Annotated in this window: 23 protein-coding genes, 1 tRNA gene and 2 pseudogenes; 17 read left to right on the top strand and 9 right to left on the bottom strand. The window is 64.2% G+C overall.

Annotated elements, in window-relative coordinates; translation table 11 throughout:
- Nucleotides 1–30 precede the first annotated feature (30 nt).
- Nucleotides 31–117, top strand: a tRNA-Leu gene (locus ACVWW1_RS30070).
- 141 nt (nucleotides 118–258) lie between these two features.
- On the opposite strand, the gene ACVWW1_RS30065 is transcribed toward ACVWW1_RS30070, so the two are convergent.
- The 3 genes from ACVWW1_RS30065 to ACVWW1_RS30055 are packed head-to-tail and all read right to left on the bottom strand — an operon-like array spanning nucleotide 259 to nucleotide 1,998.
- Complete coding sequence (locus ACVWW1_RS30065) at nucleotides 259–492, bottom strand: hypothetical protein (RefSeq protein ID WP_456658382.1); 234 nt, start codon at nucleotides 490–492, stop codon at nucleotides 259–261.
- Between the two features lie 9 nt (nucleotides 493–501).
- A complete protein-coding gene (locus tag ACVWW1_RS30060; RefSeq protein WP_456658381.1) occupies nucleotides 502–690 on the bottom strand; it encodes a hypothetical protein in 189 nt (62 codons plus the stop codon).
- Between the two features lie 42 nt (nucleotides 691–732).
- Nucleotides 733–1,998 (bottom strand): MFS transporter, encoded by a 1,266-nt coding sequence (locus ACVWW1_RS30055; RefSeq protein ID WP_456658380.1) that lies wholly within the window; start codon nucleotides 1,996–1,998, stop codon nucleotides 733–735.
- 414 nt (nucleotides 1,999–2,412) lie between these two features.
- On the opposite strand from ACVWW1_RS30055, the gene ACVWW1_RS30050 reads away from it, so the two are divergent.
- From ACVWW1_RS30050 to ACVWW1_RS30035, 4 genes are all read left to right on the top strand, one after another.
- Entirely contained in the window at nucleotides 2,413–5,193 is a 2,781-nt protein-coding gene (locus tag ACVWW1_RS30050) for an autotransporter family protein (protein ID WP_456658379.1), read from the top strand.
- Nucleotides 5,194–5,417: 224 nt separating this feature from the next.
- On the top strand, nucleotides 5,418–6,032 hold the full coding sequence (locus tag ACVWW1_RS30045) for a ribonuclease H-like domain-containing protein (RefSeq protein ID WP_173639784.1): 615 nt from the start codon (nucleotides 5,418–5,420) through the stop codon (nucleotides 6,030–6,032).
- Nucleotides 6,033–6,214: 182 nt separating this feature from the next.
- Complete coding sequence (gene lptC, locus ACVWW1_RS30040; RefSeq protein WP_207834226.1) at nucleotides 6,215–6,940, top strand: LPS export ABC transporter periplasmic protein LptC; 726 nt, start codon at nucleotides 6,215–6,217, stop codon at nucleotides 6,938–6,940.
- 5 nt (nucleotides 6,941–6,945) lie between these two features.
- Nucleotides 6,946–7,683: an LptA/OstA family protein gene (locus ACVWW1_RS30035; protein ID WP_456658378.1), complete on the top strand. Its 738-nt coding sequence runs from the start codon at nucleotides 6,946–6,948 to the stop codon at nucleotides 7,681–7,683.
- Between the two features lie 172 nt (nucleotides 7,684–7,855).
- Here the strand turns inward: ACVWW1_RS30035 and ACVWW1_RS30030 are convergent, their stop codons facing one another.
- Nucleotides 7,856–8,110, bottom strand: coding sequence for a hypothetical protein (locus ACVWW1_RS30030; RefSeq protein ID WP_456660850.1), 255 nt, complete (start codon nucleotides 8,108–8,110; stop codon nucleotides 7,856–7,858).
- Here ACVWW1_RS30030 and lptB point away from each other — a divergent pair.
- The 4 genes and pseudogenes from lptB (at nucleotide 8,042) to ptsN (ending at nucleotide 12,265) form a co-directional block, all read left to right on the top strand.
- Nucleotides 8,042–9,041, top strand: a pseudogene (lptB, locus tag ACVWW1_RS30025) (LPS export ABC transporter ATP-binding protein). The gene ACVWW1_RS30030 and the pseudogene lptB sit on opposite strands and share 69 nt — an antisense overlap.
- 90 nt (nucleotides 9,042–9,131) lie before the next feature.
- Nucleotides 9,132–10,788 (top strand): annotated as a pseudogene (gene rpoN / locus ACVWW1_RS30020) (RNA polymerase factor sigma-54).
- 184 nt (nucleotides 10,789–10,972) lie between these two features.
- A complete protein-coding gene (gene hpf / locus ACVWW1_RS30015; protein WP_176534627.1) occupies nucleotides 10,973–11,572 on the top strand; it encodes a ribosome hibernation-promoting factor, HPF/YfiA family in 600 nt (199 codons plus the stop codon).
- A 231-nt stretch (nucleotides 11,573–11,803) separates the two neighbouring features.
- Nucleotides 11,804–12,265 carry a PTS IIA-like nitrogen regulatory protein PtsN gene (gene ptsN / locus ACVWW1_RS30010; RefSeq protein ID WP_029082506.1) on the top strand — a complete coding sequence of 154 codons (462 nt, stop codon included), beginning with the start codon at nucleotides 11,804–11,806 and terminating at the stop codon, nucleotides 12,263–12,265.
- Between the two features lie 185 nt (nucleotides 12,266–12,450).
- On the opposite strand, the gene ACVWW1_RS30005 is transcribed toward ptsN, so the two are convergent.
- Nucleotides 12,451–13,089 carry a TetR/AcrR family transcriptional regulator gene (locus ACVWW1_RS30005; RefSeq protein WP_176534628.1) on the bottom strand — a complete coding sequence of 213 codons (639 nt, stop codon included), beginning with the start codon at nucleotides 13,087–13,089 and terminating at the stop codon, nucleotides 12,451–12,453.
- A 331-nt stretch (nucleotides 13,090–13,420) separates the two neighbouring features.
- Between ACVWW1_RS30005 and ACVWW1_RS30000 the strand changes: the two genes are divergently transcribed.
- The 6 genes from ACVWW1_RS30000 (at nucleotide 13,421) to ACVWW1_RS29975 (ending at nucleotide 18,308) form a co-directional block, all read left to right on the top strand.
- The gene (locus ACVWW1_RS30000; RefSeq protein WP_456658377.1) at nucleotides 13,421–14,224 is read left to right on the top strand and encodes an SDR family NAD(P)-dependent oxidoreductase; all 804 of its coding nucleotides are present in this window, start codon (nucleotides 13,421–13,423) and stop codon (nucleotides 14,222–14,224) included.
- Nucleotides 14,225–14,260: 36 nt separating this feature from the next.
- Nucleotides 14,261–15,391, top strand: a complete 1,131-nt coding sequence (locus ACVWW1_RS29995; RefSeq protein WP_456658376.1) for a DUF5938 domain-containing protein — start codon at nucleotides 14,261–14,263, stop codon at nucleotides 15,389–15,391.
- Nucleotides 15,392–15,534: 143 nt separating this feature from the next.
- Nucleotides 15,535–17,073 carry an AMP-binding protein gene (locus tag ACVWW1_RS29990; RefSeq protein ID WP_456658375.1) on the top strand — a complete coding sequence of 513 codons (1,539 nt, stop codon included), beginning with the start codon at nucleotides 15,535–15,537 and terminating at the stop codon, nucleotides 17,071–17,073.
- Nucleotides 17,074–17,485: 412 nt separating this feature from the next.
- Nucleotides 17,486–17,737 carry a hypothetical protein gene (locus tag ACVWW1_RS29985; RefSeq protein ID WP_456658374.1) on the top strand — a complete coding sequence of 84 codons (252 nt, stop codon included), beginning with the start codon at nucleotides 17,486–17,488 and terminating at the stop codon, nucleotides 17,735–17,737.
- A gap of 91 nt (nucleotides 17,738–17,828) precedes the next feature.
- The gene (locus ACVWW1_RS29980) at nucleotides 17,829–18,071 is read left to right on the top strand and encodes a hypothetical protein (protein WP_176534631.1); all 243 of its coding nucleotides are present in this window, start codon (nucleotides 17,829–17,831) and stop codon (nucleotides 18,069–18,071) included.
- Between the two features lie 36 nt (nucleotides 18,072–18,107).
- Nucleotides 18,108–18,308, top strand: coding sequence for a hypothetical protein (locus ACVWW1_RS29975; protein ID WP_456658373.1), 201 nt, complete (start codon nucleotides 18,108–18,110; stop codon nucleotides 18,306–18,308).
- A 49-nt stretch (nucleotides 18,309–18,357) separates the two neighbouring features.
- Here ACVWW1_RS29975 and ACVWW1_RS29970 read toward each other — a convergent pair whose 3' ends face one another.
- A complete protein-coding gene (locus tag ACVWW1_RS29970; RefSeq protein WP_456658372.1) occupies nucleotides 18,358–18,915 on the bottom strand; it encodes a cytochrome P460 family protein in 558 nt (185 codons plus the stop codon).
- Between the two features lie 263 nt (nucleotides 18,916–19,178).
- Between ACVWW1_RS29970 and ACVWW1_RS29965 the strand changes: the two genes are divergently transcribed.
- Together ACVWW1_RS29965 and ACVWW1_RS29960 are read left to right on the top strand one after the other, a co-directional pair.
- On the top strand, nucleotides 19,179–19,526 hold the full coding sequence (locus tag ACVWW1_RS29965) for a DUF6665 family protein (protein ID WP_456658371.1): 348 nt from the start codon (nucleotides 19,179–19,181) through the stop codon (nucleotides 19,524–19,526).
- Nucleotides 19,527–19,864: 338 nt separating this feature from the next.
- Nucleotides 19,865–21,196, top strand: a complete 1,332-nt coding sequence (locus ACVWW1_RS29960; RefSeq protein ID WP_456658370.1) for an MFS transporter — start codon at nucleotides 19,865–19,867, stop codon at nucleotides 21,194–21,196.
- 104 nt (nucleotides 21,197–21,300) lie between these two features.
- Here ACVWW1_RS29960 and ACVWW1_RS29955 read toward each other — a convergent pair whose 3' ends face one another.
- The 3 genes from ACVWW1_RS29955 to ACVWW1_RS29945 all read right to left on the bottom strand — a co-directional run bounded on the left by ACVWW1_RS29955 (nucleotide 21,301) and on the right by ACVWW1_RS29945 (nucleotide 22,295).
- Complete coding sequence (locus tag ACVWW1_RS29955) at nucleotides 21,301–21,567, bottom strand: BQ00720 family protein (protein WP_176534635.1); 267 nt, start codon at nucleotides 21,565–21,567, stop codon at nucleotides 21,301–21,303.
- Between the two features lie 50 nt (nucleotides 21,568–21,617).
- Nucleotides 21,618–22,043 carry an Hsp20 family protein gene (locus tag ACVWW1_RS29950; protein WP_092120814.1) on the bottom strand — a complete coding sequence of 142 codons (426 nt, stop codon included), beginning with the start codon at nucleotides 22,041–22,043 and terminating at the stop codon, nucleotides 21,618–21,620.
- Nucleotides 22,044–22,118: 75 nt separating this feature from the next.
- On the bottom strand, nucleotides 22,119–22,295 hold the full coding sequence (locus tag ACVWW1_RS29945; protein WP_456658369.1) for a hypothetical protein: 177 nt from the start codon (nucleotides 22,293–22,295) through the stop codon (nucleotides 22,119–22,121).
- Nucleotides 22,296–22,306: the final 11 nt, after the last annotated feature.

Below are 22,306 nucleotides of genomic sequence, written 5' to 3'. Positions count from 1 at the left end.
GTAACCGATCCTTACTAAGCCGCTCCACATGCCCAGGTGGCGGAATTGGTAGACGCGCTGGCTTCAGGTGCCAGTGGCTTAACGGCCGTGAAGGTTCGAGTCCTTTCCTGGGCACCACCTCCTTTTTAAGCGATTGAAATCGCTCAGCATCCGTAAGGGGGTGCGCGAAGCCGTGACCCGCCGGGGGCGCGGCGCGACGGCGATCATTCGCCTCGTCCTGTGCGCCGAATCCCCGATTTGGGGTAATTGGTTTCCCGCCTAGCGTTGGGGAAAATCAGACTGGGCCTCGATCGGGGGCAGGCACACCGTGAAGCCTTTTCCCGTTGGGCTTCGAGCCACACCAAGCGTTTCATTGCCGACTGCTTTAGCGAGGCAGAAGGCTTTAAGGTGCAATGCCCGAAATTCGGCGCCGCTGATCCAGGTATTCAGCTCGTGCAAACCGAGTTCGGCCGCATCGGCCTCAGTTTGCGGTGATCGCGATCGTTTGCGCATTTTCCAGCGTTAGGCGAGACGGACGTAATCTTGTTCGATCCAAATGGAGTGCATGTAGCTTGGCTCCTGGACGACCTCGCCGACTTCGAGCTCGACCAGGCGTCCCTTGAGATCGACGATCGGGAAGTGACGGCCGAGGCACCTCATGAATAGTGCCCGCGTTTCCATGTCTTCCGGCAGCGCTTCCGGAATTGCCACAACTTCAACCCTATCCCCAATCTTCATTCCAACGCCCACCCCTCACACGACGCGTCGTCCGGCCCGCCGCGCAATCGGCCGTTGCACAAAATACATCGCGATCAGCGAGATCATCGAGCTCGCTACGACGACATAGCCGATCCGGTCGAAATGCAGCAGCGAGCCGTCCGCATTCTCCGCGACGATCGCGGCTGCAGCCACCGAGCCGAGCCCGCCCGACAATTGCTGCACCGACGCGCTGATCGCGCAGAACGATCCGCGCTGGCTCGCATCGGGGATCGCCGACATCAGCGCCTGCGACGGGATCATGCGCGAGAAGATGCCGACGAACATCAGCACATTGACGATGATCGCGGTCAGCAGCGAGACGTGGCCGAGATGGGTGTAGATCAGCACCATGATGGCCGACACCACGCAGCCGAAGATGAAGGTCGGGTATTTGCCGAACGCATCGCTGGCGCGTCCGACCAGCGGTCCCATCAGGATGCTGAACAGGCCGGAGACCAGGTAGATCGTCGGCAGATGGACGATGTCGATGCCGAGATTGTGCACGGTGAAGGCGCTGCCGAACGGCATCAGCATGAAGCCGCCGGTCGCCAGCAGCGTCGTCACCAGGAAGGCTAGCGTGTAGCGCGGCTGCGCGACGGTTGAGATCAAATGCTGGAACGGGTTGCTGTCGTGCTGCAGCTTGAGGTGCCCGTCGACCGGCTCCATCACCAGCGCGATGGTGGCGATTGCCGCGATCGACAGGCCGACGATGGCGACGAAGCAGATGTGCCAGTTCCAGTGATTGGCGAGGAAAAGCCCGGCGGGCACGCCGAGCACCTGGCTCGCGGCGAACGCCGTCTGGATGAAGCCCATCACCCGGCCGCGCAGATGCAGCGGAAACAGGTCGGTGACGATGGCAAGCACGACGGAGCCGATCACGCCGCCGAACAGGCCGGTGACGATGCGGCCGAGCAGCAGCACATGGAAATTCTGCGCCAGTGCGCACAGCACGGTGCCGAACGTGAAGCCGACATAGAAGAACAGCAAGAGCCGCTTGCGGTCGAAGCGATCGGCAAAGCCGGCGGCGAGGATGCCGGAAATGCCGGCCGCGAAGGCGTAGGCCGAGACCGCGACGCCGAACTGCCCCGCCGTGATGTTGAGCGACGGCATCAGGATGGCGCCGAGCGGCGACATGATGATGAAGTCGAGGATCAGGGTGAACTGCGTGAACGCAAGCAGCGCGATCAGGAACGATTGGTAGCGCGAGAAGCCGCGTTCCTGCGGCTCGTCGATCGGCGCGGCGATGGTCTGTTCTGACATGAGGCTCATTTCACTGAAGGGTAAGTGCGGGCCGGCAACAAATAGGGATCGCCTGGTCCGATTTCAGGGGCTGCACGTCACAAGTTCCACCGGAATCGGCCCGGTCGGCGGGCCATCGCGCCAGCAAATCTGTGTCCGAGCGGCTTCGCGAGAGGTGAAGCGCGTACCGGCTTGTGGCCGGGGAGACTTGCAATGCGGGCGCTCTGTACATCACGGACACAGAAGCGTATGCACGCAAAGGATGTGAATCGAAGCAATACAGCTGAAGGTTCCGTCTGTGGCGATCCAGCAACAGATCGTCGCAAATCGTCTCAAGCTTGAACGGGGCGGATCAGCCGACGCTGAGAGCGGGGCAGGGGGTAACGGGTGGCGTGAGGCCGGGGGTCGGGCTCGCGCCGAGGTTGGAGTAAGGGCATGGTTTCATCGCGGCTCGCGGCGATCCTGTCGTGCACGTTGGGTGGCGGCTGTCTTCTATCCGTCTCGCAGGCGTTTGCCGCCTGCGACAGTCTCGCACCAGTGAGCGGTCAGACGGTGACCTGCTCGACCACAGCGCCGAATCCCTCGCCCGCTGGCGTGCAAGCCGCAGCCGGCAGCTCGAACGTCACTGTGAACGTGCTGCGGGGCGCCGGCATCACACCGGGCGCCGGTGCGACCGCGATCGGCCTTGTCTCCAGCAGCGCCGCCACCAACAACGGCACGCTGACCATCAGCGGCGGCGGCACCGGAATCTTCGGCAGCGGCGACGGCAATGTCTTCACCAATGCTGCGTCGGGTGTGATCATGACCACGGGCGCCGGCAGCAATGCGGTCGCCGCCAGCAGCAACGGCAACACGCTGATCAACAACGGCACGATCACGACCCAGAACGGTACCTCGCGCGGGCTTGCCATCACCGGTCTCACGCAACACAACAACAATACGCTGATCAATACCGGTACCATCACGACACAGGGCCCGCAGTCGCACGGCCTCTATGTGCAGACCGGCGACAGCAACAGCTTCACCAATAGCGGCACCATCACCACGGCCGGCGCAGGTGCGCGTGCGATCTTCTCCGCCGGACAATTCATGACCGTCACCAACACCGGCACGCTGCTGACGACCGGCGGCGATGCGGGCGGCACCGCCAACAACACCGTCTTCATGCAAGGCAATGCCGCCGTCCTGCGCAACAGCGGCACCATCGAGGCGCGTGGCGTCAATGCCGACGGTGTGTTCTCCAACACCGCGGGATCGTCGTTCACCGCGCGCATCGAGAACCTCGCCGGCGGCAAGATCATCAGCCAGAACGGGCCCGCGATCCGCACACTCAACGGCGCCACCACCATCGTCAATGCCGGCCTGATCGCCGGCAACAGCGGCACGGCGCTCGCGGGCGGCGGCGGCGCGGTGACGATGATCCTGCAAACCGGCTCGCAGATATCAGGCCTTGCCGATGGCGGCGGCGGCAGCAACCAGGTGCGGCTGCAAGGCAGCGGCACGGCCGACAATGCGTTCGCGCGCTTCCAGACGTTGACGATGGAAGGCACTGACTGGACCTGGGCCGGCACCGGCACCTTCGCCAACACCTTCATCAACAGCGGTTCGCTGGCGCTGCAGACCTCGCTGACCGGCAATGTCTCGATCGCGGCGGGCACCAGCCTGCTGGCCGGTAACGGCGCCAATCCGTCGATCACGTCGTTTCCGGGCGGGCCGCCGATCACCGTCACCAACGCCGGCGTCATCAATCTCACCAATGGCGGCGCCTCCGCAGCGAACAGCCTGACGATAGCGGGCAACTATGTCGGCACTGGCGGCGGGCTTTATCTGCGCAGTGTGCTCGGCGGCGACGGTTCGCCGTCGGATCGGCTCGTGATTTCCGGCGGCAATGCGTCGGGCTCGACCGCGGTGACCGTCACCAATGCCGGCGGCGCGGGCGCGCTGACCAACGCCGACGGCATCATGGTGGTGCAGGCCGTCAACGGCGGCAGCACGGCCGCAGGTGCATTCGGCCTCTCCAATGCCGTTGTGGCCGGCGCGCACGAATATCTGCTGTTTCGCGGTGGCGTGTCGGCGGGCAGCGCCGACAACTGGTATCTGCGCTCGCAGCTGTTGCCCGGCACATCGTCGCCGGCGCCGCCGGTTGCACCCGCACCAACGCCGCCGGCATCGCCCAACGTGGTGCCCCCGCCCGCGATGCTGCCCGCCGAGGACCTGTCGTCGCTGACGCCGCCGCCGGCAGGCGCAGCGCCCGTCGAGCTCTACCGCGAGGAAGTCGCAGTCTATTCGGCACTGCCGCAGGTCGCGCAGAAGCTCGGGCTCGCAACGCTCGGCACCTTCCATCAGCGCCAGGGCGATCAGGCCATGCTGACCGGCGGCGGCGAACAGCCGGCGGCGTGGGCGCGCGCGTACGGTTCGCACAGCTCGCAGGGCTGGGCCGGCACGGTCAGCCCGTCCTTCGACGGCACAATGGCCGGCGTACAGGTCGGCGTCGATATCCTGCGCTTTGAGTCCGCGCCCGGGCATCATGATCGCGCGGGCTTGTTCTATGCGTATGGCTGGGCCAGCGGCACCGTCAACGGCTTCGCGCTCGGCATGAACAACGTCCGCACCGGGGCGCTCTCGATCAACAGTCAGAATGTCGGCGGCTACTGGACCCATATCGGTCCCTCAGGCTGGTACGTCGACGCCGTGCTGATGGGCAGCTTCTATGGTGCGAGTCCGCAGTCGGATCGTCAGGTCGGCGCGCTCGTGTCCGGCACCGGCGTCGCGGCGTCGCTGGAAACCGGCGTGCCGATCCCACTGAACCGCTTTCTCTCGATCGAGCCGCAGGCGCAACTGATCTGGCAGCGCCAGTCGTTCGACAGCTTCAACGACATCTTCTCGAGCGTCGCGCCCGGCAGCGCCGATACGCTGACCGGCCGGCTCGGCGTGCGCGTTCCCGCGACCTTCACCGTCGGCACCGCCGAACTGCGTCCCTATCTCGAGGCCAATCTCTGGCACACGGCTGCGAATGACCGCAGCATCGCCTTCGCGACGACCGACCTGATCGGCGTGCAAAGCCGTGGCACCGCGGTCGAGATCGGCGCCGGCGTCTCCGCGCAGCTCAATCGCACGATCAGCGCCTATGCGAGCGCGGGCTACACGACGTCGGTGGACAGCACCCGCCGTGACGACATCACCGGCCGGTTCGGGCTTCGCGTCAGCTGGCAATAATGGCGCACTTGCGTGGGCGCTGTGGACTGCGCAAGCCATTGTCTCCGCTGCACAACGGCGCTAAACCCTGAACCATCTGTGCGTGCACGATGAGGTTCGCGTTGCCGGTGCTCAGCCCTTGATGGGCTTTGCACCGAGACGCAGCGAGGCTTGATGCACGCTCGCCTGTCGGGGAATTGAACGATAGCTTGTCCCGAGAGCGATTCGACGAGGTTTTTGACAGCATGACCATCCGCCTGCATCGCGGCGACTTGCCTGATCTGTCCCGCTACACCGATTCCGTGGCAATCGACACCGAGACCATGGGACTGCATCCGCACCGTGACCGGCTCTGCGTGGTGCAGATGTCGAACGGTGACGGCACCGCCGACGTGATCCAGATTCCGAAGGGGCACACCGATGCGCCGAACCTGAAGGCGCTGCTCGCGAATCCTGCGATCACCAAAATCTTCCATTTCGCGCGGTTCGACGTCGCGGTGCTCTACAACACGTTCGGCGTGATGCCGGCGCCGGTCTATTGCACCAAGATCGCCTCGCGCCTGTCGCGCACCTATACCGACCGCCATGGCCTGAAGGATCTGGTGCGCGAGGTGCTGAACGTCGAATTGTCGAAGCAGCAGCAGTCGAGCGACTGGGGTGCGCAAAGCCTCAGCGAGGCCCAGCTCGCCTATGCCGCGTCCGACGTGCTGCATTTGCATGCGCTGCGCGACAAGTTGAATGTCATGCTGGCGCGCGAGGGACGGACGGATCTCGCGAAGGCTTGCTTCGATTTCCTCCCCGCCCGCGCCAGGCTCGATCTCGACGGCTGGGAGGCCGAGGACATCTTCGCCCATTCGTGATTTCGTCCGTTCATGATGGGCGCCGAATTCGTCGCAGCCGGGCCGGTTCCGCCCCGTTTCGGCCAAACTGTTCACGCGTGGTCCGCCTTGAAGTCGGCTTGGGGGGCGCGACGCGAGGTCCGGGCTGCATATTGGGGCGGCTCCGGCTAGAATAGGGGCAATTCCGCGCCTCTGGAGCTCAGGTGAATTCGGTTCAGAATCCAGCCTATGTCACGGGCCTCGAGGCGCGCTTTGCCGCCGCCGCGCGGCACAGCCGCATGGTGCGGATCCTGCGCATCGCGGTGCCTGCGGTGGTCGGGCTGTCGATGGCCTCGATCATCTTCGTCTCGGTCTACAATCCATTCCGCGAGATGATCCCCAAGCTGCCGGTCGAGATGGACAACCTCGTGGTGTCAGGCACCAAGATCACGATGGAATCGCCGCATATCGCCGGCTTCTCGGCCGACGGCCGGCCCTATGAGATGTGGGCCAAGGCGGCGATCCAGGACGTCACCGATCCTGATCATGCCGAGCTGAAGACGATCCGCGCCAAGGTGGCGCAGCAGGATCAGTCGACGGTGACGATGGATGCGCGCACCGGCTTCTTCGACAACAAGAAGCAGCTGCTCGACCTGCGCGAGGATATCTTCCTGCAGTCGTCCACCGGCTATGAGGCCAAGCTGACGCAGGCCTTTGTCGACATCAACAAGGGCAACGTGTCGTCGGACGAGCATGTCGACGTCAAGCTGCTCGAAGGCACGCTGACCGCCGACCGCCTCAGGATCTACAACAGCGGCGAGCTCGTGCGGTTCGAAGGCAATGTCGTGATGAACCTGGACAAGCTCGGCGACAACAATCCGAGCCCGCCCGCCGAGCCCGCGCCACCTCCGCCGCCACCGAAGCCGCGCAAGTCCGCCAACCCGAAATGAATTTGATGATGAGACGTTTTCCGCTCGGCTCAGCAATTGCGGCCTTTCTGCTCACGCTGTTCGCAGCCGGCGCTGCGTCCGCGCAGGGCTCGATGAGTGGCGTTCCCAACGCCATGCAGGGCTTTTCGCAGAACCGCGACCAGCCGATCCAGATCGAGGCGGCCTCGCTCGAAATGCGCGACAAGAAGAAGGAGGCGACCTTTGCCGGCAATGTGAAGGTCGTGCAGGGCGACACCACCATGACCTCGAAGGTGCTGGTGGTGTTCTACGAGGATAAGTCGACGCCGGCGCCAGCGTCGGCCACGGGTGGCGGTACGTCGGGCGGCACCAAGGCTGCCGCCGCGCCCAAGAGTGCGCCGATGCAATCGGCGACCCCGGGCCCCGGCGGCGCCTCCTCGATCAAGCGGCTGGAGGCGAAGGGCAATGTCGTCGTCACCCAGAAGGATCAGGTCGTTACCGGCGAGACCGCGATCTTCGACACCAAGACCAATCTGATCACCATGCTCGGCGGTGGCGGCGGCCAGGTGGTGCTGACCCAGTGCCAGAACGTGCTGCGCGGCGACCGTCTGCTGGTCGACATGACCACCGGCGTCTCGCGGGTGGAATCCGACAGCGGCAAGGTGCAGGGCCTGTTCATCCAGTCGCAGGGCGGACAGAACGGCAAGGGCGGCTGCGGAACGGCGGCTGCCCCCGGCGCAGCCCCGTCGCCGCTCCAACTGCTTCCGGGTAGCAAGTCGAAATAGGCTTCACAAAGTAAGCTTCACGTAAGGTGAAGTAGAATCAATAAGTTAGATAATATTTTGCGACCGCGAGGTTGAAGCGCGCGGGGCGAGACTGTATCTACTCCAGCGGCCCGGCCGGACGATGTGCCTTTGAGGGGGAGTTATATTGGCCGGGACAGGGGCATCCATTCATTCAAGGCGCGGGTGATCGCGCCTTGCCATGTTGTTTGAGCATGATCTCCGCGCAGACGCGTCCGCTTTTGTCGCGAGGAAAGGCCGGTATCCAGTTTTCCGGCGCATGCTGGCGCCTTGGCGTGCGAATCGATTGGTGCGCAGGCAAGGTCGCGGGATCACCGTGAAAGGCTGAAGCGAAGCGGGGATGGTGGATTTTCTCGGCATGTTCCGGCGGCGCCCTGCGAAACGCAGTTCCGGATTTGCGCGCGCGCATGACGACATCACGGCGCTCGGCGACCAGTTCGGCGAGATGCTGACGTCACCGGTGCGCGACGCGCCGCCGATGGCGCGCGCCGCTCCGGTTCCCGCCGTCGAGCTGCCGCGATCTCAACCCGCGGCAGCGTCCGCCCCAGCGCGGGCGAGGCCGGCCAAGAATCCGGCTAAGAACAACGTCGCTTCTGCGCCGCAGCTCATCAAGCGGCCGGGCTATCTGGCTGTGCATAGCGTGGAAAAGAGTTTTGGCAGCCGCCAGGTCGTGCGCGGCGTCAGCATCTATGTGCGCCGCGGCGAGGCGGTCGGCCTGCTCGGGCCCAACGGGCGCCGGCAAGACCACCGTGTTCTACATGATCACCGGCCTGATCAAGGCCGATCGCGGCGCGATCGAGCTCGATGGCCACGACGTCACCAAGCTGCCGATGTATCAGCGCGCGCGGCTGGGCATCGGCTATCTGCCGCAGGAAGCCTCGATCTTCCGCGGCCTGACGGTCGAGCAGAACATCCGCGCGGTGCTCGAGGTCGTCGAGCCCTCGAAGAAGAAGCGCGAGCACGAGCTGGATTCGCTGCTCGACGAGTTCAACATCACGCGGCTGCGCAAGAGCCCGTCGATCGCGCTGTCCGGCGGCGAGCGCCGCCGCGTCGAGATCGCGCGCGCGCTGGCGACGCGCCCGAACTACATGCTGCTCGACGAGCCGTTCGCCGGCATCGACCCGATCGCGGTCGGCGACATCCAGGACCTCGTCCGCCATCTCACCAACCGCGGCATCGGCGTGCTCATCACCGACCACAACGTCCGCGAGACGCTCGGCCTGACCGACCGTGCCTATATCGTCTATGCCGGTGAGATCTTGACTGAGGGAAGCCCGGAGGAGATCGTTAACGACCCGGATGTACGCAGGCTTTACCTTGGCGAGGAATTCCGCCTGTAGCCCAAATTTTGCATCCGTCAAGCCGTGTACATCCCAAGCGGACTAAGATAAGCAAGAATCGAGCCAATTTTTGGGATCGTTCTTGCCTCCATGGCGCTGACGCAAAGACTAGAGTTCCGCCAGTCGCAGTCGCTGGTGATGACGCCGCAGCTGATGCAGGCGATCAAGCTGCTGCAGCTGTCGAACCTGGATTTGTCGGCCTTTGTCGAGGAAGAGCTGGAGCGCAATCCGCTGCTCGAGCGGGCCGCCGACGGGCCGGAACCGCCGGTGGCGGGCGAGCCGGCTATGGAGCGGCCGGACTACGGCGATTCCGATGGTTCCTCGAGCTACGGAGACGACGGCGAGGCGTCCGACATGACCGCAGGCTCGGGCGGCGAGGCCGCCTTTGAGCCCGGCCAGGAGGAATGGCTGAACCGCGACCTCGGCACCCGCGCCGAGATCGAGCAGACGCTCGATACCGGGCTCGACAACGTGTTCTCCGAAGAGCCGGCCGAAGCCGCCGCGCGCGCCGCGCAGGACGCGCCGCCGTCGGTCTATACCGAATGGGGTGGTGGCGCCTCCAGCGACGACGAATACAATCTCGAAGCCTTCGTGGCCGCCGAGCTGACGCTCGCCGATCACCTCGCCGAACAGCTCGCCGTGGCATTCTCGGCGCCGGCGCAGCGCATGATCGGGCAGTATCTGATCGACCTGGTCGACGACGCCGGCTACCTGCCGGCCGATCTCGGCCAGGCCGCCGAGCGGCTCGGTGCGTCGCAGCAGGCGGTCGACGAAGTCGTCGCGGTGCTGCAGAAGTTCGATCCGCCGGGCGTGTGCGCGCGAAACCTGAGCGAGTGCCTGGCGATCCAGCTGCGCGAGCTCGATCGCTACGATCCGGCGATGCAGGCGCTGAGTCGAGCATCTCGATCTGCTCGCCAAGCGCGACATCGCGGCCTTGCGAAAGCTGTGCGGCGTCGACGACGAAGACATCACCGACATGATCGCGGAGATCCGCCGGCTCGATCCGAAGCCGGGGCTGAAGTTCGGCACCGCGCGGACGCAGACCATGGTGCCCGACGTCTATGTGCGTCCGGGCCCCGACGGCGGCTGGCATGTCGAGCTCAACAGCGACACTCTGCCGCGCGTCCTGGTCAACCAGACCTATTACTCTGAGCTGTCGAAGACGATCCGCAAGGACGGTGACAAGTCGTACTTCACCGACTGCCTGCAGAACGCGACCTGGCTGGTCCGCGCGCTCGATCAGCGCGCCCGCACCATCCTGAAGGTCGCAACCGAGATCGTCCGCCAGCAGGACGGATTCTTCACCTATGGCGTCGCGCACCTAAGGCCGCTCAATCTGAAGGCGGTGGCGGATGCGATCCAAATGCATGAATCGACGGTGTCGCGCGTCACCGCCAACAAATACATGGCGACCAATCGCGGCAGTTTTGAATTGAAGTATTTTTTCACCGCGTCGATCGCCTCCGCCGACGGCGGCGAGGCGCATTCGGCCGAAGCGGTGCGTCACCACATCAAGCAATTAATCGACGGCGAGGCGGCGTCGGCGATCCTGTCCGACGACACGATCGTGGAACGTTTGCGCGCTTCAGGCATTGATATCGCCCGCCGCACCGTCGCGAAGTACCGCGAGGCGATGCGGATACCATCCTCGGTGCAGCGCCGCCGTGACAAACAGAGCATGCTCGGTAATGCCCTATCGGCTCCTGCCTCCTCGCCCGACCGCTCGCGCGATACAGCCCCCGTTTAGGTTACTTCTTGGGTGCGACCCCGTCCGAGTACGGGCAGGATCATGCCCTCGTTGCGTTCGCGTCAAATCGCGATAGTCTCAATCTTTCCTGGCGAAGCGTCGTCCAGCAAGGGAGGTGACGGAAGCCCAGCAAACATCATGCTCCTGCAAGAGTGATCGAGGCATCCAGCAATTGAGGCATCAAATGACCCTTCGAATCTCGGGAAAGAGCATCAGCATCGGCGAGGCGCTTCGCGCGCGCGTCAGCGAGCGCACCGACGAGGTCCTGCGAAAGTATTTTGATGGCAACTATTCCGGTCACATCACGCTGAGCAAGGATGGCTTCGGCTTCCGAACCGACTGCTCGCTGCATCTGGATTCTGGCATCACGCTGGAAGCCGAATCCAACGCCGCCGATGCCTATGCCAGCGCGGATGCCGCGCTCTTGATGATCGAGAAGCGCCTGCGCCGCTACAAGAGCCGGCTCAAGGACCGCTCGGCCCGTAAGACCTACACCGCGAACGCTGCGTTTGCCGAATTGAACGGCGTCGGGCTCGACGCGCCGAGCTACGTCATCGAGGCGCCCGAGAACGAGGACGAGGTCACCGAATACAGCCCGGTAATCATTGCCGAGGCGACCACCGCGCTGAAGCGGCTGTCGGTCAGCGAAGCCGTCATGGAGCTCGATCTGACCGGCGCCTCCTGCCTGGTATTCCAGCATGGCGGCAGTGGCCGGTTGAACATCATATACCGCCGTACGGACGGCAATGTCGGCTGGGTCGATCCGCCGGCGGTGAGCCCCTGAGGATAGTTGGCCCATGGCATTGACGTCCGAAGCTAGCCCTGCTTATGGTCCGCCGCCTCCAGGAATAAGGGGGCGGAACAGGGTTCGCAGGTGTTGGCACCGCCGATACGTTGGAGTAGAAGCCCTGCCAACTGGACCCGGGCTAAGCCCGCATCCCACCTCAACTTCTTGACGCCGCCGCTGTAAAGCCTATTTCGCAACCTGACGGTTCATTCACCTCGGAACGTCCCAATGCCGATTACCGATTTGGTCGCACCCGAGGCGATTCTCCCGGCTTTGAAAGTCATCAGCAAGAAGCAGGCGCTGCAGGAACTCGCGGCGCGCGCGTCCGCGCTGACCGGGCAGAACGAACGCGCGGTGTTCGAAGTGCTGCTGCAGCGCGAGAAGCTCGGCACCACGGCGGTCGGTTATGGCGTCGCCATTCCGCACGGCAAGCTGCCCAAGCTGGAGAAGCTGTTCGGCTTCTTCGCCCGCCTCGAGCGCCCGATCGATTTCGAGGCGATGGACGGCCAGCCGGTCGATCTGATCTTCCTGCTGCTCGCGCCGGAAGGCGCCGGTGCCGATCACCTCAAGGCGCTGGCGCGCATCGCCCGCCTGCTGCGCGACCAGGACGTCGCCAAGAAGCTGCGTGCCTCGCGCGACGCGCAGGCGATCTACTCGGTGCTCGCGCTGCCGCCGGCGAGCGCGGCCTAATCTCCCGCATTCGCGAATTCGTTCGCGCAACTGTCATCAAGACATAGTTCGTTCGTCACGCGATGGCGCGCGACACCGCGCGATCATTTCGATCGCCGTAGCCCGGATGAAGCGAAGCGCAATCCGGGGAAAATCTCGCAAGCCGCGCAAATCCCGAATTTCGTTGCGCTTCGTTCGCGACTCTCTCAACAGATCGTCGGCAGCAGGCGGCGGACTTCGTCGAGCAGATCGGGGATCGCCTTCTCGTCACTGGCGAGGTGCCTGAGCAGCGCGCTCTGGAACAGGCCGTCGAATAGCGCGTAGAGCGCAGCCGGAGACGATGCCGGCTTCCTGTTGCCCAACTCTGCGTAGCGCGTGGCGATGCGCCAGATCATCGCTTCCAGGCTCTTGTCGATCTCGAGCACGTCCTTGCGAAACGCGGGCTCGAACATCGCCTGCGAGCGCAGGTCGTACCAGAGCCGGTGCATGCGGGCTTCGTCCTGCAACGTCGCCGCGAGCTTGGCGAGGAAGCCTTCGGTCAATTCGTCGCGACTTCGTGCCGTCGTCACCACCTCGTCGTAGCGCGTGACGCATTTCGCCTTGTAGTGACGGACGCAGCAGCAGATCAGATCGAGCTTGTCGCTGAAGTAGTAGTGAAACACGCCGTGCGTGAACGCGGAGTTCTGTGCGATCTCGCGCAGGCTGGTGCGCGCAAAGCCGAGTTCGCCGAGCGTTTCCAGCGCGGCTTCCGCAAGCTCGATGCGGCGTGCGTTGAACTTCTCGTCGCGCAGCGTCTCGGCCGCCACCGCCACGCGTTGGGCCGCTCCTGTCGCTTGCCGCGCCATCTCGTGCCTTTCCTGTCTCTTCCCTGCAGCAACTTATACCGCGCGAACCGCAGCGCGCTCCATCTCTTCACAATCATCCTCTTTGACACTTGTCAAATTCAGGCTTGACAAGTGTCAAGTTCCTGGACGAGGGTTGGCGCAATAATTTGGACAACCGTCAAGACGGCTGACCTAACGACATCAAGGAGGAAATGCACTGCCGGGCGCGCCAATGCTGCGCCCCGCCGACGCCGGCCGTGACCACCAATGCGCTCAGAATGCGCAAGGCCGCCGAGCGTGCTGTCGATCGCCAAAGCACCGATCAATCACCAAGCAAAGGGAGGATTACGTCATGAGTGCGAAGAGCCTTGAAGGCAGGAAAGCCCTGGTCACCGGCGGCGCCCGGGGGATTGGCGCAGCAATCGCGCAGGCGCTGGCGCGGTCCGGTGCCGCGGTCATGATCAGCGACATCCTCGACGACGCCGGCAAGGCCAGCGCCGCCGAGATCGCCAAGGCCGGGGTGAAAACCGGCTTCGTCAAGCTCGACGTCACCGACGACGCGCAATGGGAGCGGGCCGTCGCCGCAACGGTCGAAACGCTGGGCGGCTACGACATCCTGATCAACAATGCCGGCATCGAGATCACCTCGCTGGTCGCCGAGATCAAGGCCGAGGACGCGCGCCGCATGTGCGACGTCAACATCGTCGGCACCGTGCTCGGCATGAAGCACGCCTTCCGCGCGATGCGGCCGGGCGGAGCCGCGGGCAAGGGCGGCGCAGTCGTCAACATCGCCTCGGTCGCGGCGACGATCGCCTTTCCGAGCATCGCCGTCTACTCCGGCACCAAATCCGCCGTCGATCGCATGACGCGGGTCGGCGCGATGGAAGCCGGCAAGCTCGGCTATGGGGTGCGGGTGAATTGCATCTATCCCGGCCTGATCCCGACCGACATGGGCCTGCAGCTCGCCAATGACATCGTGAAGATCGGACTTGCGCCCGACGTCAACGCCGCCGTCGGCTCGGTTGTGGAGCAGACGCCGCTCGGCAAGCTCGCCGAGGTCTCCGACATCGCCGACGCCGCGGTGTTCCTGTGCTCGAACGAGGCCCGCTTCATCACCGGCATCGGCCTGCCGGTCGATGGCGGCATGGGCATGTAGCAGCAAAGCCGACAACAAGCATTTCGGAGGATCGCAATGAGCGAGAAGAAGCCCGTCATCGTCTATGGCGCTTCCGGCTACACCGGCCGGCTGGTCTGCGAATATCTGCGCGAGTACAACATCCCCTTCATCGCCGCCGGTCGCAGCGGCGAGAAGCTCAACGCGGCGATGAAGTCGAACGTGGCCGGCATCGAGACCGCCGACCACGAGGTGGTTTCAGTGCCGCACACCGTGGCCGCACTGACCGAATTGTTCAAGGGCGCCTCGGTGGTGCTCAACACCGTGGGCCCGTTCGCCAAGTTCGGCAACGAGGTGGTGCAGGCCTGCCTGGCTGCCAAGTGCCACTACACCGACACCACCGGCGAGCAGGACTGGCTGATCACGCTCGAGCAGGAGTTTGGCACGAAGTTCGCCAATGCCGGCCTGCTGCTGGCGCCGGGCATCGCGCAGATGTACACCACCGGCGAGATTGCCGCGCAGCTGTGCCTGGAGACGCCCGGCCTCGACACGCTTGATATCGCCGTGTTCTGGGGCGGCAGCCCGACCATCGCCTCGACGCAGACCATCCTGGTCAACGCCGCGATGGCCAAGGCCTACTACCTGGAGCAGAACAAGTACGTCGAGCATCAGCCCGATGCCGGCCTCTACAACCTCGCCATCCCCGGCCAGCACGAGCTGGCGCTGGCGCTGCCCTGGGGCGGCACCTCGCACCCGGTGTGGTTCAAGCGCGATCCGCGTGTGGCCAACGTCAAGGTGCTGGGCGGCGTGTTCAACCGCGCGCTGATGCTGGGCGTGCCGCAGATCGTTGCCGCCGCGCTGGAAGCGACCAAGGACATGAAGCCCGACGAGCGCTACGCCGCGCTGGCGCAGACCGCTGCCGGCGTGATGAACACCATGCCGCCGCGCGAGAACCCGCGCGTCAACAAGTCGATGGATTCGGTGTATGCCTCCGGCCCGCTGGGGCGCGCGCACTGCGTCATCTACGGCAACAGCAACTACAAGCAGACCGGCATGCTGCAGGCCTTTGCCGCGGCGTACCTGCTGCAGCAGCCGCCCAAGCGCGTGGGCTTCGCCTCCGGCTGCCAGGCGTTCGGCCATCACGAGTTGCTCGGGCAATTGCGCAGCTTCGGCCTGGTCGGCAAGCCGGTCCTGACCGTGCACGATTGAGCTTGGGCCCCGATTGGCTCGGCGCCCAACACTCCGTTCCCTGAAGCGTTTTCGTCAAGCGGACCGGTATCCAATTTGCTCGAAAACGCTGCTTCCGCGGGTGACGCAGTAGCGCGTCACCCGCCTCTTGCGCGAGACCTGCCATGCGCTTCATCGATTATCTCGACAAGGGTGCCTCGCTCGGCGCTGACGCGCCGTGCCTCACGATGGACGGCCGCGATCTCAGCTATGGCGAGGTACAGCGGCTGAGCTACCGGATCGCACGCGGGCTCGAGCAATCGGGCATCGCGCCCGGCGAGAAGGTCGCGATCCTGTCCGGCAACGATCCGCTCGCCTTCGCCTGCGTGTTCGGCATCTCGCGCGCGGCCGCCGTGTGGTGTCCGATCAATCCGCGCAACGAGGCGACCGAGAACAAGTTCATCCTCGACCAGTTCGATTGCAGCCTGCTGCTGTTTCATTCGAGCTTCGCGCCGATGGTCGAAGCGGTGAGGCAGGATCTGCCCAAGCTGCGCGCGCTGGTCTGCCTTGATACCGAGCTGCCGTTTGCGCCGTCATTCGACCGCTGGCTCAGCGGTGTCGCCGATGATGTCTATCAGCGCGAGACGATCGACGATCTCGCGATGATCCCGGGCACCGGCGGCACCACCGGCAAGCCGAAGGGTGTAATGCTCTCCGGCCGCAACATCGAGGCGATGACGGCGCTGACCCTGATGGGCTACCCGTTCAAGGGCCGTCCGATCTATCTGGCGCTGGCGCCGCTGACGCATGCCGCCGGGGTGCTTTGTTTCCCGATCATGACGCTCGGCGGCCGCGTCGTGATCATGCACCACCCTGACATCGGCGAGTACCTCGCGCTGATCGAACGCTATCGCGTCACGCATACGTTCCTGCCGCCGACCGTGATCTACATGCTTCTCGATCATCCCGGGCTCGATGCAGCTGATCTCACCTCGCTGCAATGCTTCTGGTACGGCGCGGCGCCGATCTCGGCGACGCGGCTCGCCGAGGCCCTGAAGCGGATCGGGCCGATGGCGCAGCTGTTCGGCCAGACCGAGGCGCCGATGATGATCTCGATGATGGCGCCCGCCGATCACTACAATCCAGACGGCACGATCGCGATGGAGCGCCTTGCCTCCGCCGGGCGGATCGGTCCGCTGGTGCAGGCCGGCATCATGGATGGCGCCGGCAGGCTGTTGCCCGCGGGATCGCGCGGCGAGATCGTGGTGCGCGGTTCGCTGGTCATGGAAGGCTACTACAAGAACCCGGAGGCCACGCGTGAGGCCTCGGCGCACGGTTGGCACCACACCGGCGATATCGGCTACATCGACGGCGACGGCTACCTCTACATCGTCGACCGCGCCAAGGACATGATCATCACCGGCGGCTTCAACGTCTACTCGATCGAGGTCGAGAACGCGTTGCGTGCCCATGAGGCGGTGCAGGATTGCGCGGTGATCGGACTGCCCGACGACAAATGGGGCGAGCGCATCGTCGCGGTGGTGCAGCCGCGCGCCGGCCAAACCGTCGATACGACGGCGCTGGCCGCGTTCGTCAAGCAGCAGGTCGGCAGCATCAAGACGCCGAAGCAGATCGAGGTCTGGGACGATCTTCCGCGTTCCAAGGTCGGCAAGGTGCTGAAGCCGGACATCCGCGCGCGCTTGACCGAGCGTTCAGGCGGCTAGGGCGGCGCTTGATGTAGACGCTGTGGGCCTGACGCTGTTGCCGCACCGGGTTTTAAACGCTCGCTATTCGCCGGCCTTGAGCGTAGAGTCGCGTCATCACCGCCCATCCACGGCATCCACCGGTGACTGAGGGTAACGTAGGGCTCCCGCCAAAAGATGAGGAGCATACGTGTCTGGATTTCGTCTGGCCGATTGGATCGTGCCGCCGGTGATCGTTCCCCTGTTTCTTCTGCTCCTGGTGGCCGCTACCGCCGTCCTGCATGGATAAGGCGACGCAACGATGAATTCGGCAGCGCCGGCGTTTGGCCACGCCAGGCGGACGCCTGATGCGACCGGCAACGCGCAAGCGCGCAGTCGGCGCACAACCAAAATCATGAAACGCTCGGTGTGAGTCGCCCGGAAAGGCACCTGTATGAAAACGCTTCTATTCACCGCAGTGGCGGCCGGCCTGCTTGCACAAGGCGCGCTCGCCGCCGAACCGGCCTGCTCCAAGATCGAAGGCACGGTCGGTCGTCTCGCCTGCTACGACGCCGCGTTCCCTCCGACGGTCAAGCAGCCTCCGACTATCGATAGCAACGCGCCGCGATCCGAATACAAGGACCCGTTGATCGCGGAAGAGGTCCGCCTTGCGGCGAAGCTGAAGAACATCTGTCGCGGTTGTTGAGATTTGCGATGAGATACGCGAGTGGCCGGCGACGAGCGCATCGCTTCGTCCTTGGCGTCACCGCGTCCGGTGGCCGGCGGAGGGAGCCTTGATGGCAAGCGAAACAACCTACGTCGTGCAGGCGTTCAACGCCGGCAAGGGCGGGCATCTCAAGCCGGACCCTCCGATCGTCTGCAAGACGGCAAATGGCGCACTGCGAACGGCAGAGCGCCTGGCGTTGAGCAAGCTCGCCGTCGTTGCATTCTCGTCCACCGGCGATCCCGAAATGGGTGACTATGATGATGAGCCGATGGTCTTCTTCCGGAAGGGCGATCTTCCGGCGGTGTTCGGCTAGGGCCCGGTTGCGAAAGCTACGTAAGGGAGGACCCGGATGAGCGAGCGACTCGAAACACTGAAGAAGGCCCGCGATCGCATGATCGAGGACAGGGACGCGCATGCGAAAGTGCTGGCCGCTCCGTTCGATCGTGACAAGGCGGAGCGGGCCCGCAGCAAGTTCGTCGAGGTTCAGGCGTTGGTCGAGGCCCTGGATCGCGCCATCGGCGCGGAGGCCTCCGTTTCAGCAAGGGACTAAAGCCGGAAACCGGCGCGGCTAACGGAACGCCAGCTGGCGCGATCGGCGTTCACCTCTTGCCGTATTCGGTGAAAACGTAATCGCGGTTTTGTACCACGGTGTGGCAGGCATAGCCACACTTCGCGTCGTTCTCCTGTGGCGGATTGTCCGCCGTGGTGGCCGGCCTGAACACATCCGACGCCGCGTCATACTCGAACGCGCCGTATCCCCATCCGCCGCTATCCGCGAACCGCTTGCTGTCCTTCAGCATGAAGTCGACGTCGTGTTGGGCGCCCGGCACCGTCGGCTGACCGGGATACGCTTCCTGCTTTTTCGGGATCCAATGGATCTTCGCCATCCTGGCGCCGTCCGGGAACGGCTTGCCATTGCCGGGCACGCCCTCGCGGTAAGCGCCGATCATCGCCGGATTGCCCAGGGTCACGGCGATGACGCCTTCGTTCTCGCTGATCGCGATCACTGGCCAGTCCTCGTATCCCCTGAACTCGGAGAACGCGAGCCCACCAGGCACTTGCAGACTGTATTTTTCCTGCGCGGAAATCGCGACACCAGTCGCGAGGATGGAAATCGACACCGAAGCAACGAGATTGATCAGCGAGCTCTTCCGCATGGTCGCATCTCCCACAATCGAATTTGGCGGCGGATAATCTCTTGCTGGAAATTCCTCTTATCGCGTTGCCTTCTCTAAGGCTCAGGACAGCGCGGACCGTTGGTCAGGGGAACGAATTACAGCATGGAATGGCGCGGAGCGAAATGGGGTCGCCGCCATGGTCCGCGGCCCGAAGCACCGGCGGGAGCGCCTATTGACAACCGTCCCACCGCGCCAGAAGACTCAGGGCGCATCGTTGTGCACGCGGCCCCAGGGGATAACCGATGTCCCTCGACTTTCGCTTCCATCGCACTCCCGTCGACGTTCTCGCTTACGAGCTCGTTGAGGAGAAAGCTTCGGCACTCGGACGGATGGGCCGCGCGCTGGAACAGGCTCTCGCCAGGCTGCGCGAGTTCGATGTTGCCCATCCGCGCGGTGAAGCACCGGCATCCGCCCAACAGGCACGGCGCATTCTGGTGCGGGAAGCCGGCCACGCGCTCTGGATGTTCGTGGTGCAGCGGGAAGCTTGCGGTATGCGCGACAGCCGCGCGATCATGCGCACCTACAATGTGCCCGGCGAAGTGCAGCACTGCATGGGCCCGATGCTCGCCGCATCGACCGCATCGCCATAAGGGCGCGGACCGCCACCGCGCTGCAGCAGTGGCCGACGAGCATGTTCGACGACCATTCCCACAGACCAAGGTCGAATTTACCGGGCGGACCGAAGGACTAGATTTCGGATTGCAAGACCGTGTCATGAAGGGATGTCGTACTCCCGCGATGGCGATCGGTTAGGCCGCGCGTGATCCAGGACCGGCTTCCTCAAGGCCTGCATGGGCACGCCCCGCGCATTTGCGGCCCTGCCCCAACCAAACAAATAACCGGGCATCGATACCACCGTCCACTGCCGTGGACGGGGGACGAAACGCATTCCAGATGGCCCGAACATGTCGGGCCAGGGAGATGTACAATGACGACATTGGACATTGCAGTCGCCCCGCTCCCGGAAGCCGAGCATCAGGCGCAATTGCGGCGCGCATTGATTGCCAGCACGGTAGGCACCACCATCGAATGGTACGACTTTCTGCTCTACAGCACGGTGACCGGCCTGGTCTTCGGCAAGCTGTTCTTTCCCAAGTCCGATCCCCTGGTTGGCGTGCTGGAGGCCTTCGCCATCTACACGGTCGGCTTCATCGCGCGGCCGATCGGCGCGGCGATCTTCGGCCACTATGGCGATCGCATCGGCCGCAAGGCGACGCTGATCGCGACGCTGCTGTTGACCGGGATCGCCACTGCGGCGGTCGGCCTCGTCCCCACCTATGATCAGATCGGCATCTGGGGTGCAGTCATCCTGACCGTCATCCGTTTCATCCAGGGTGTCGGCGTCGGCGGTGAGTGGGGTGGCTCGGTGCTGCTCTCGATGGAGTGGGCGCGAACCAACCAGCACCGCGGCTTCATCACCTCGTGGCCGCAGCTCGGCGGTCCCGCCGGGTTGCTGCTGGCAAATATCGCGGTGCTGGTGTTCAGCCGAATCTCCGGCGACCAGTTCCTGGTCTGGGGCTGGCGCATTCCGTTCCTGCTCAGCCTCGTGATGATCGCGATCGGGCTCTACATCCGGCTCGGCATCATGGAGACGCCGACGTTCCGGCGGATCGTGGCCGAGAATCGCGTCGCGCGCGTTCCAGTGATCGAGGTGATCAGGAGGCAGCCGCGATCGATTATTCTCGCGGCGCTGGCGCGGATGGCCGAACAGGCGCCGGCCTACATCTATCTCGCCTTTGTGTTCGCCTACGGCACCCAGGTGGTCCATCAGGACCGCGACTTCCTGCTGATCTGCCTGATCTGTGCCGGTCTCGTCTCGCTCGTCACCATCCCGCTGGCCGGACACCTGTCGGATCGCATCGGGCGCAAGCGCATGTATCTGATCGGCTCGGTCCTGACCGGGCTGTTCGGCTTCGCCTATTTCGGTCTGTTGAACACGGCAGCTCCGGCGCTGATCTTCATCGCCATCGTGCTGTCATTCGTACCGCACGACCTGATGTATGGTCCGCAAGCGGCGCTGATCGCCGAATGCTTCACGCCGCGGCTGCGCTACAGCGGTTGTTCGATCGGCTACCAGCTCTCCTCGGTCATATCAGGCGGACCGGCGCCGTTGATCGCCACCGCGCTGCTGGCCGCGACCGGCTCCGGCTACGTGATCGCGCTCTACATTCTGTTCTGCGCGGTGGTCAGCATTGTCGCGACCGCCATGATGCCCGACTACACCAACAAGGACATTTCCGAGGAGCACGACAGGTCCTGATCGAATGATCCAAACGAGGTCTGCAAAAAAAATGCGCGGGCCGCCTCGATCGGTGTCGAGGCATGCCCGCGCATTGAACTCGCGGATGCTGAATCAGCCGTGCTCTAGTGCACGCTGACGGCCTGCAGCTCGTTGCTCCAGGCGTTCGCGATCGCGGCTTCGCGGCTGTCGGTCAGCATGATCGGCGTGCCGTCGGCGGCATGCAGTGCGAACAGCTTGAGGCCCGGCGCGATCTTCGGCGCCTGCGGAAAGAGATCCGGCACGTCCTCGGAACGGACCTGCTTCACATAGGCGATATGGCCCTCGCCCAGATGGGCCAGCGCTTCCGGCGTGACGCTCTCGGATTGGAAGATGATATTCGCTTCACTCATGGTCTCGACTCCTCAGTCAGATAAGCGGTCGAGTCCGCTCGTTGTTTCTATTATTCGTGTTCATTGATAGCGATTGTCTTAACGACCCGTTCAGGTTCCGGCCTGGCCAGGTCGATCGACAACAACCCGTTCTTCAGATCCGCGCCGAGCACCTGCATCCCCTCCGCCAGCACGAAGGTGCGCTGGAAGTGGCGCGCGGCGATGCCGCGATGGATGTATTGCCGAGCCTTGTCGTCCTGCTGGCGGCCGCGGATGACGAGCTGATTTTCCTCAATGGTTACATCGAGTTGGTCGCGGGTGAAGCCCGCTACCGCCAACGTGATGCGCAACCGCTCGGGCTGCCCGTTGGTACGGTCGCACCGCTCGATATTGTACGGAGGATAGCCGTCAGCACCCTTCACGACGCGGTCGAGCGCACGCTCGATCTCGTCGAATCCCAGAAGGAACGGACTGGACAACGATGGAACACGAGACATTACAAAGTCCTCTCGAAGCGACTTTGAGGGGCCCTTGCGGCACCCCATGCAACCGGCGGGCCGCTTGCCCGTCGGTCACCAGCCAATATGGGAGTGATCTGGATAGCGTTCAAGCGCCTCTGAAACCAGCGTAAATGCCGCCTGGAGCAAATCGGTTCTGATCAAATCAGGACCGATATGCTCCACTTTTTGTTTCGGGCGCGTTTTCTTCACGCGAACCGGTGCCCACTTCGCTCGAAAACGCGCCAGCATGGCCCCCAATC

It is taken from the genome of Bradyrhizobium sp. JR3.5, assembly GCF_054057015.1.
The sequence above is the reverse complement of the archived record's forward strand: the minus strand, read 5'-3'. Positions and strand labels throughout refer to the sequence as shown.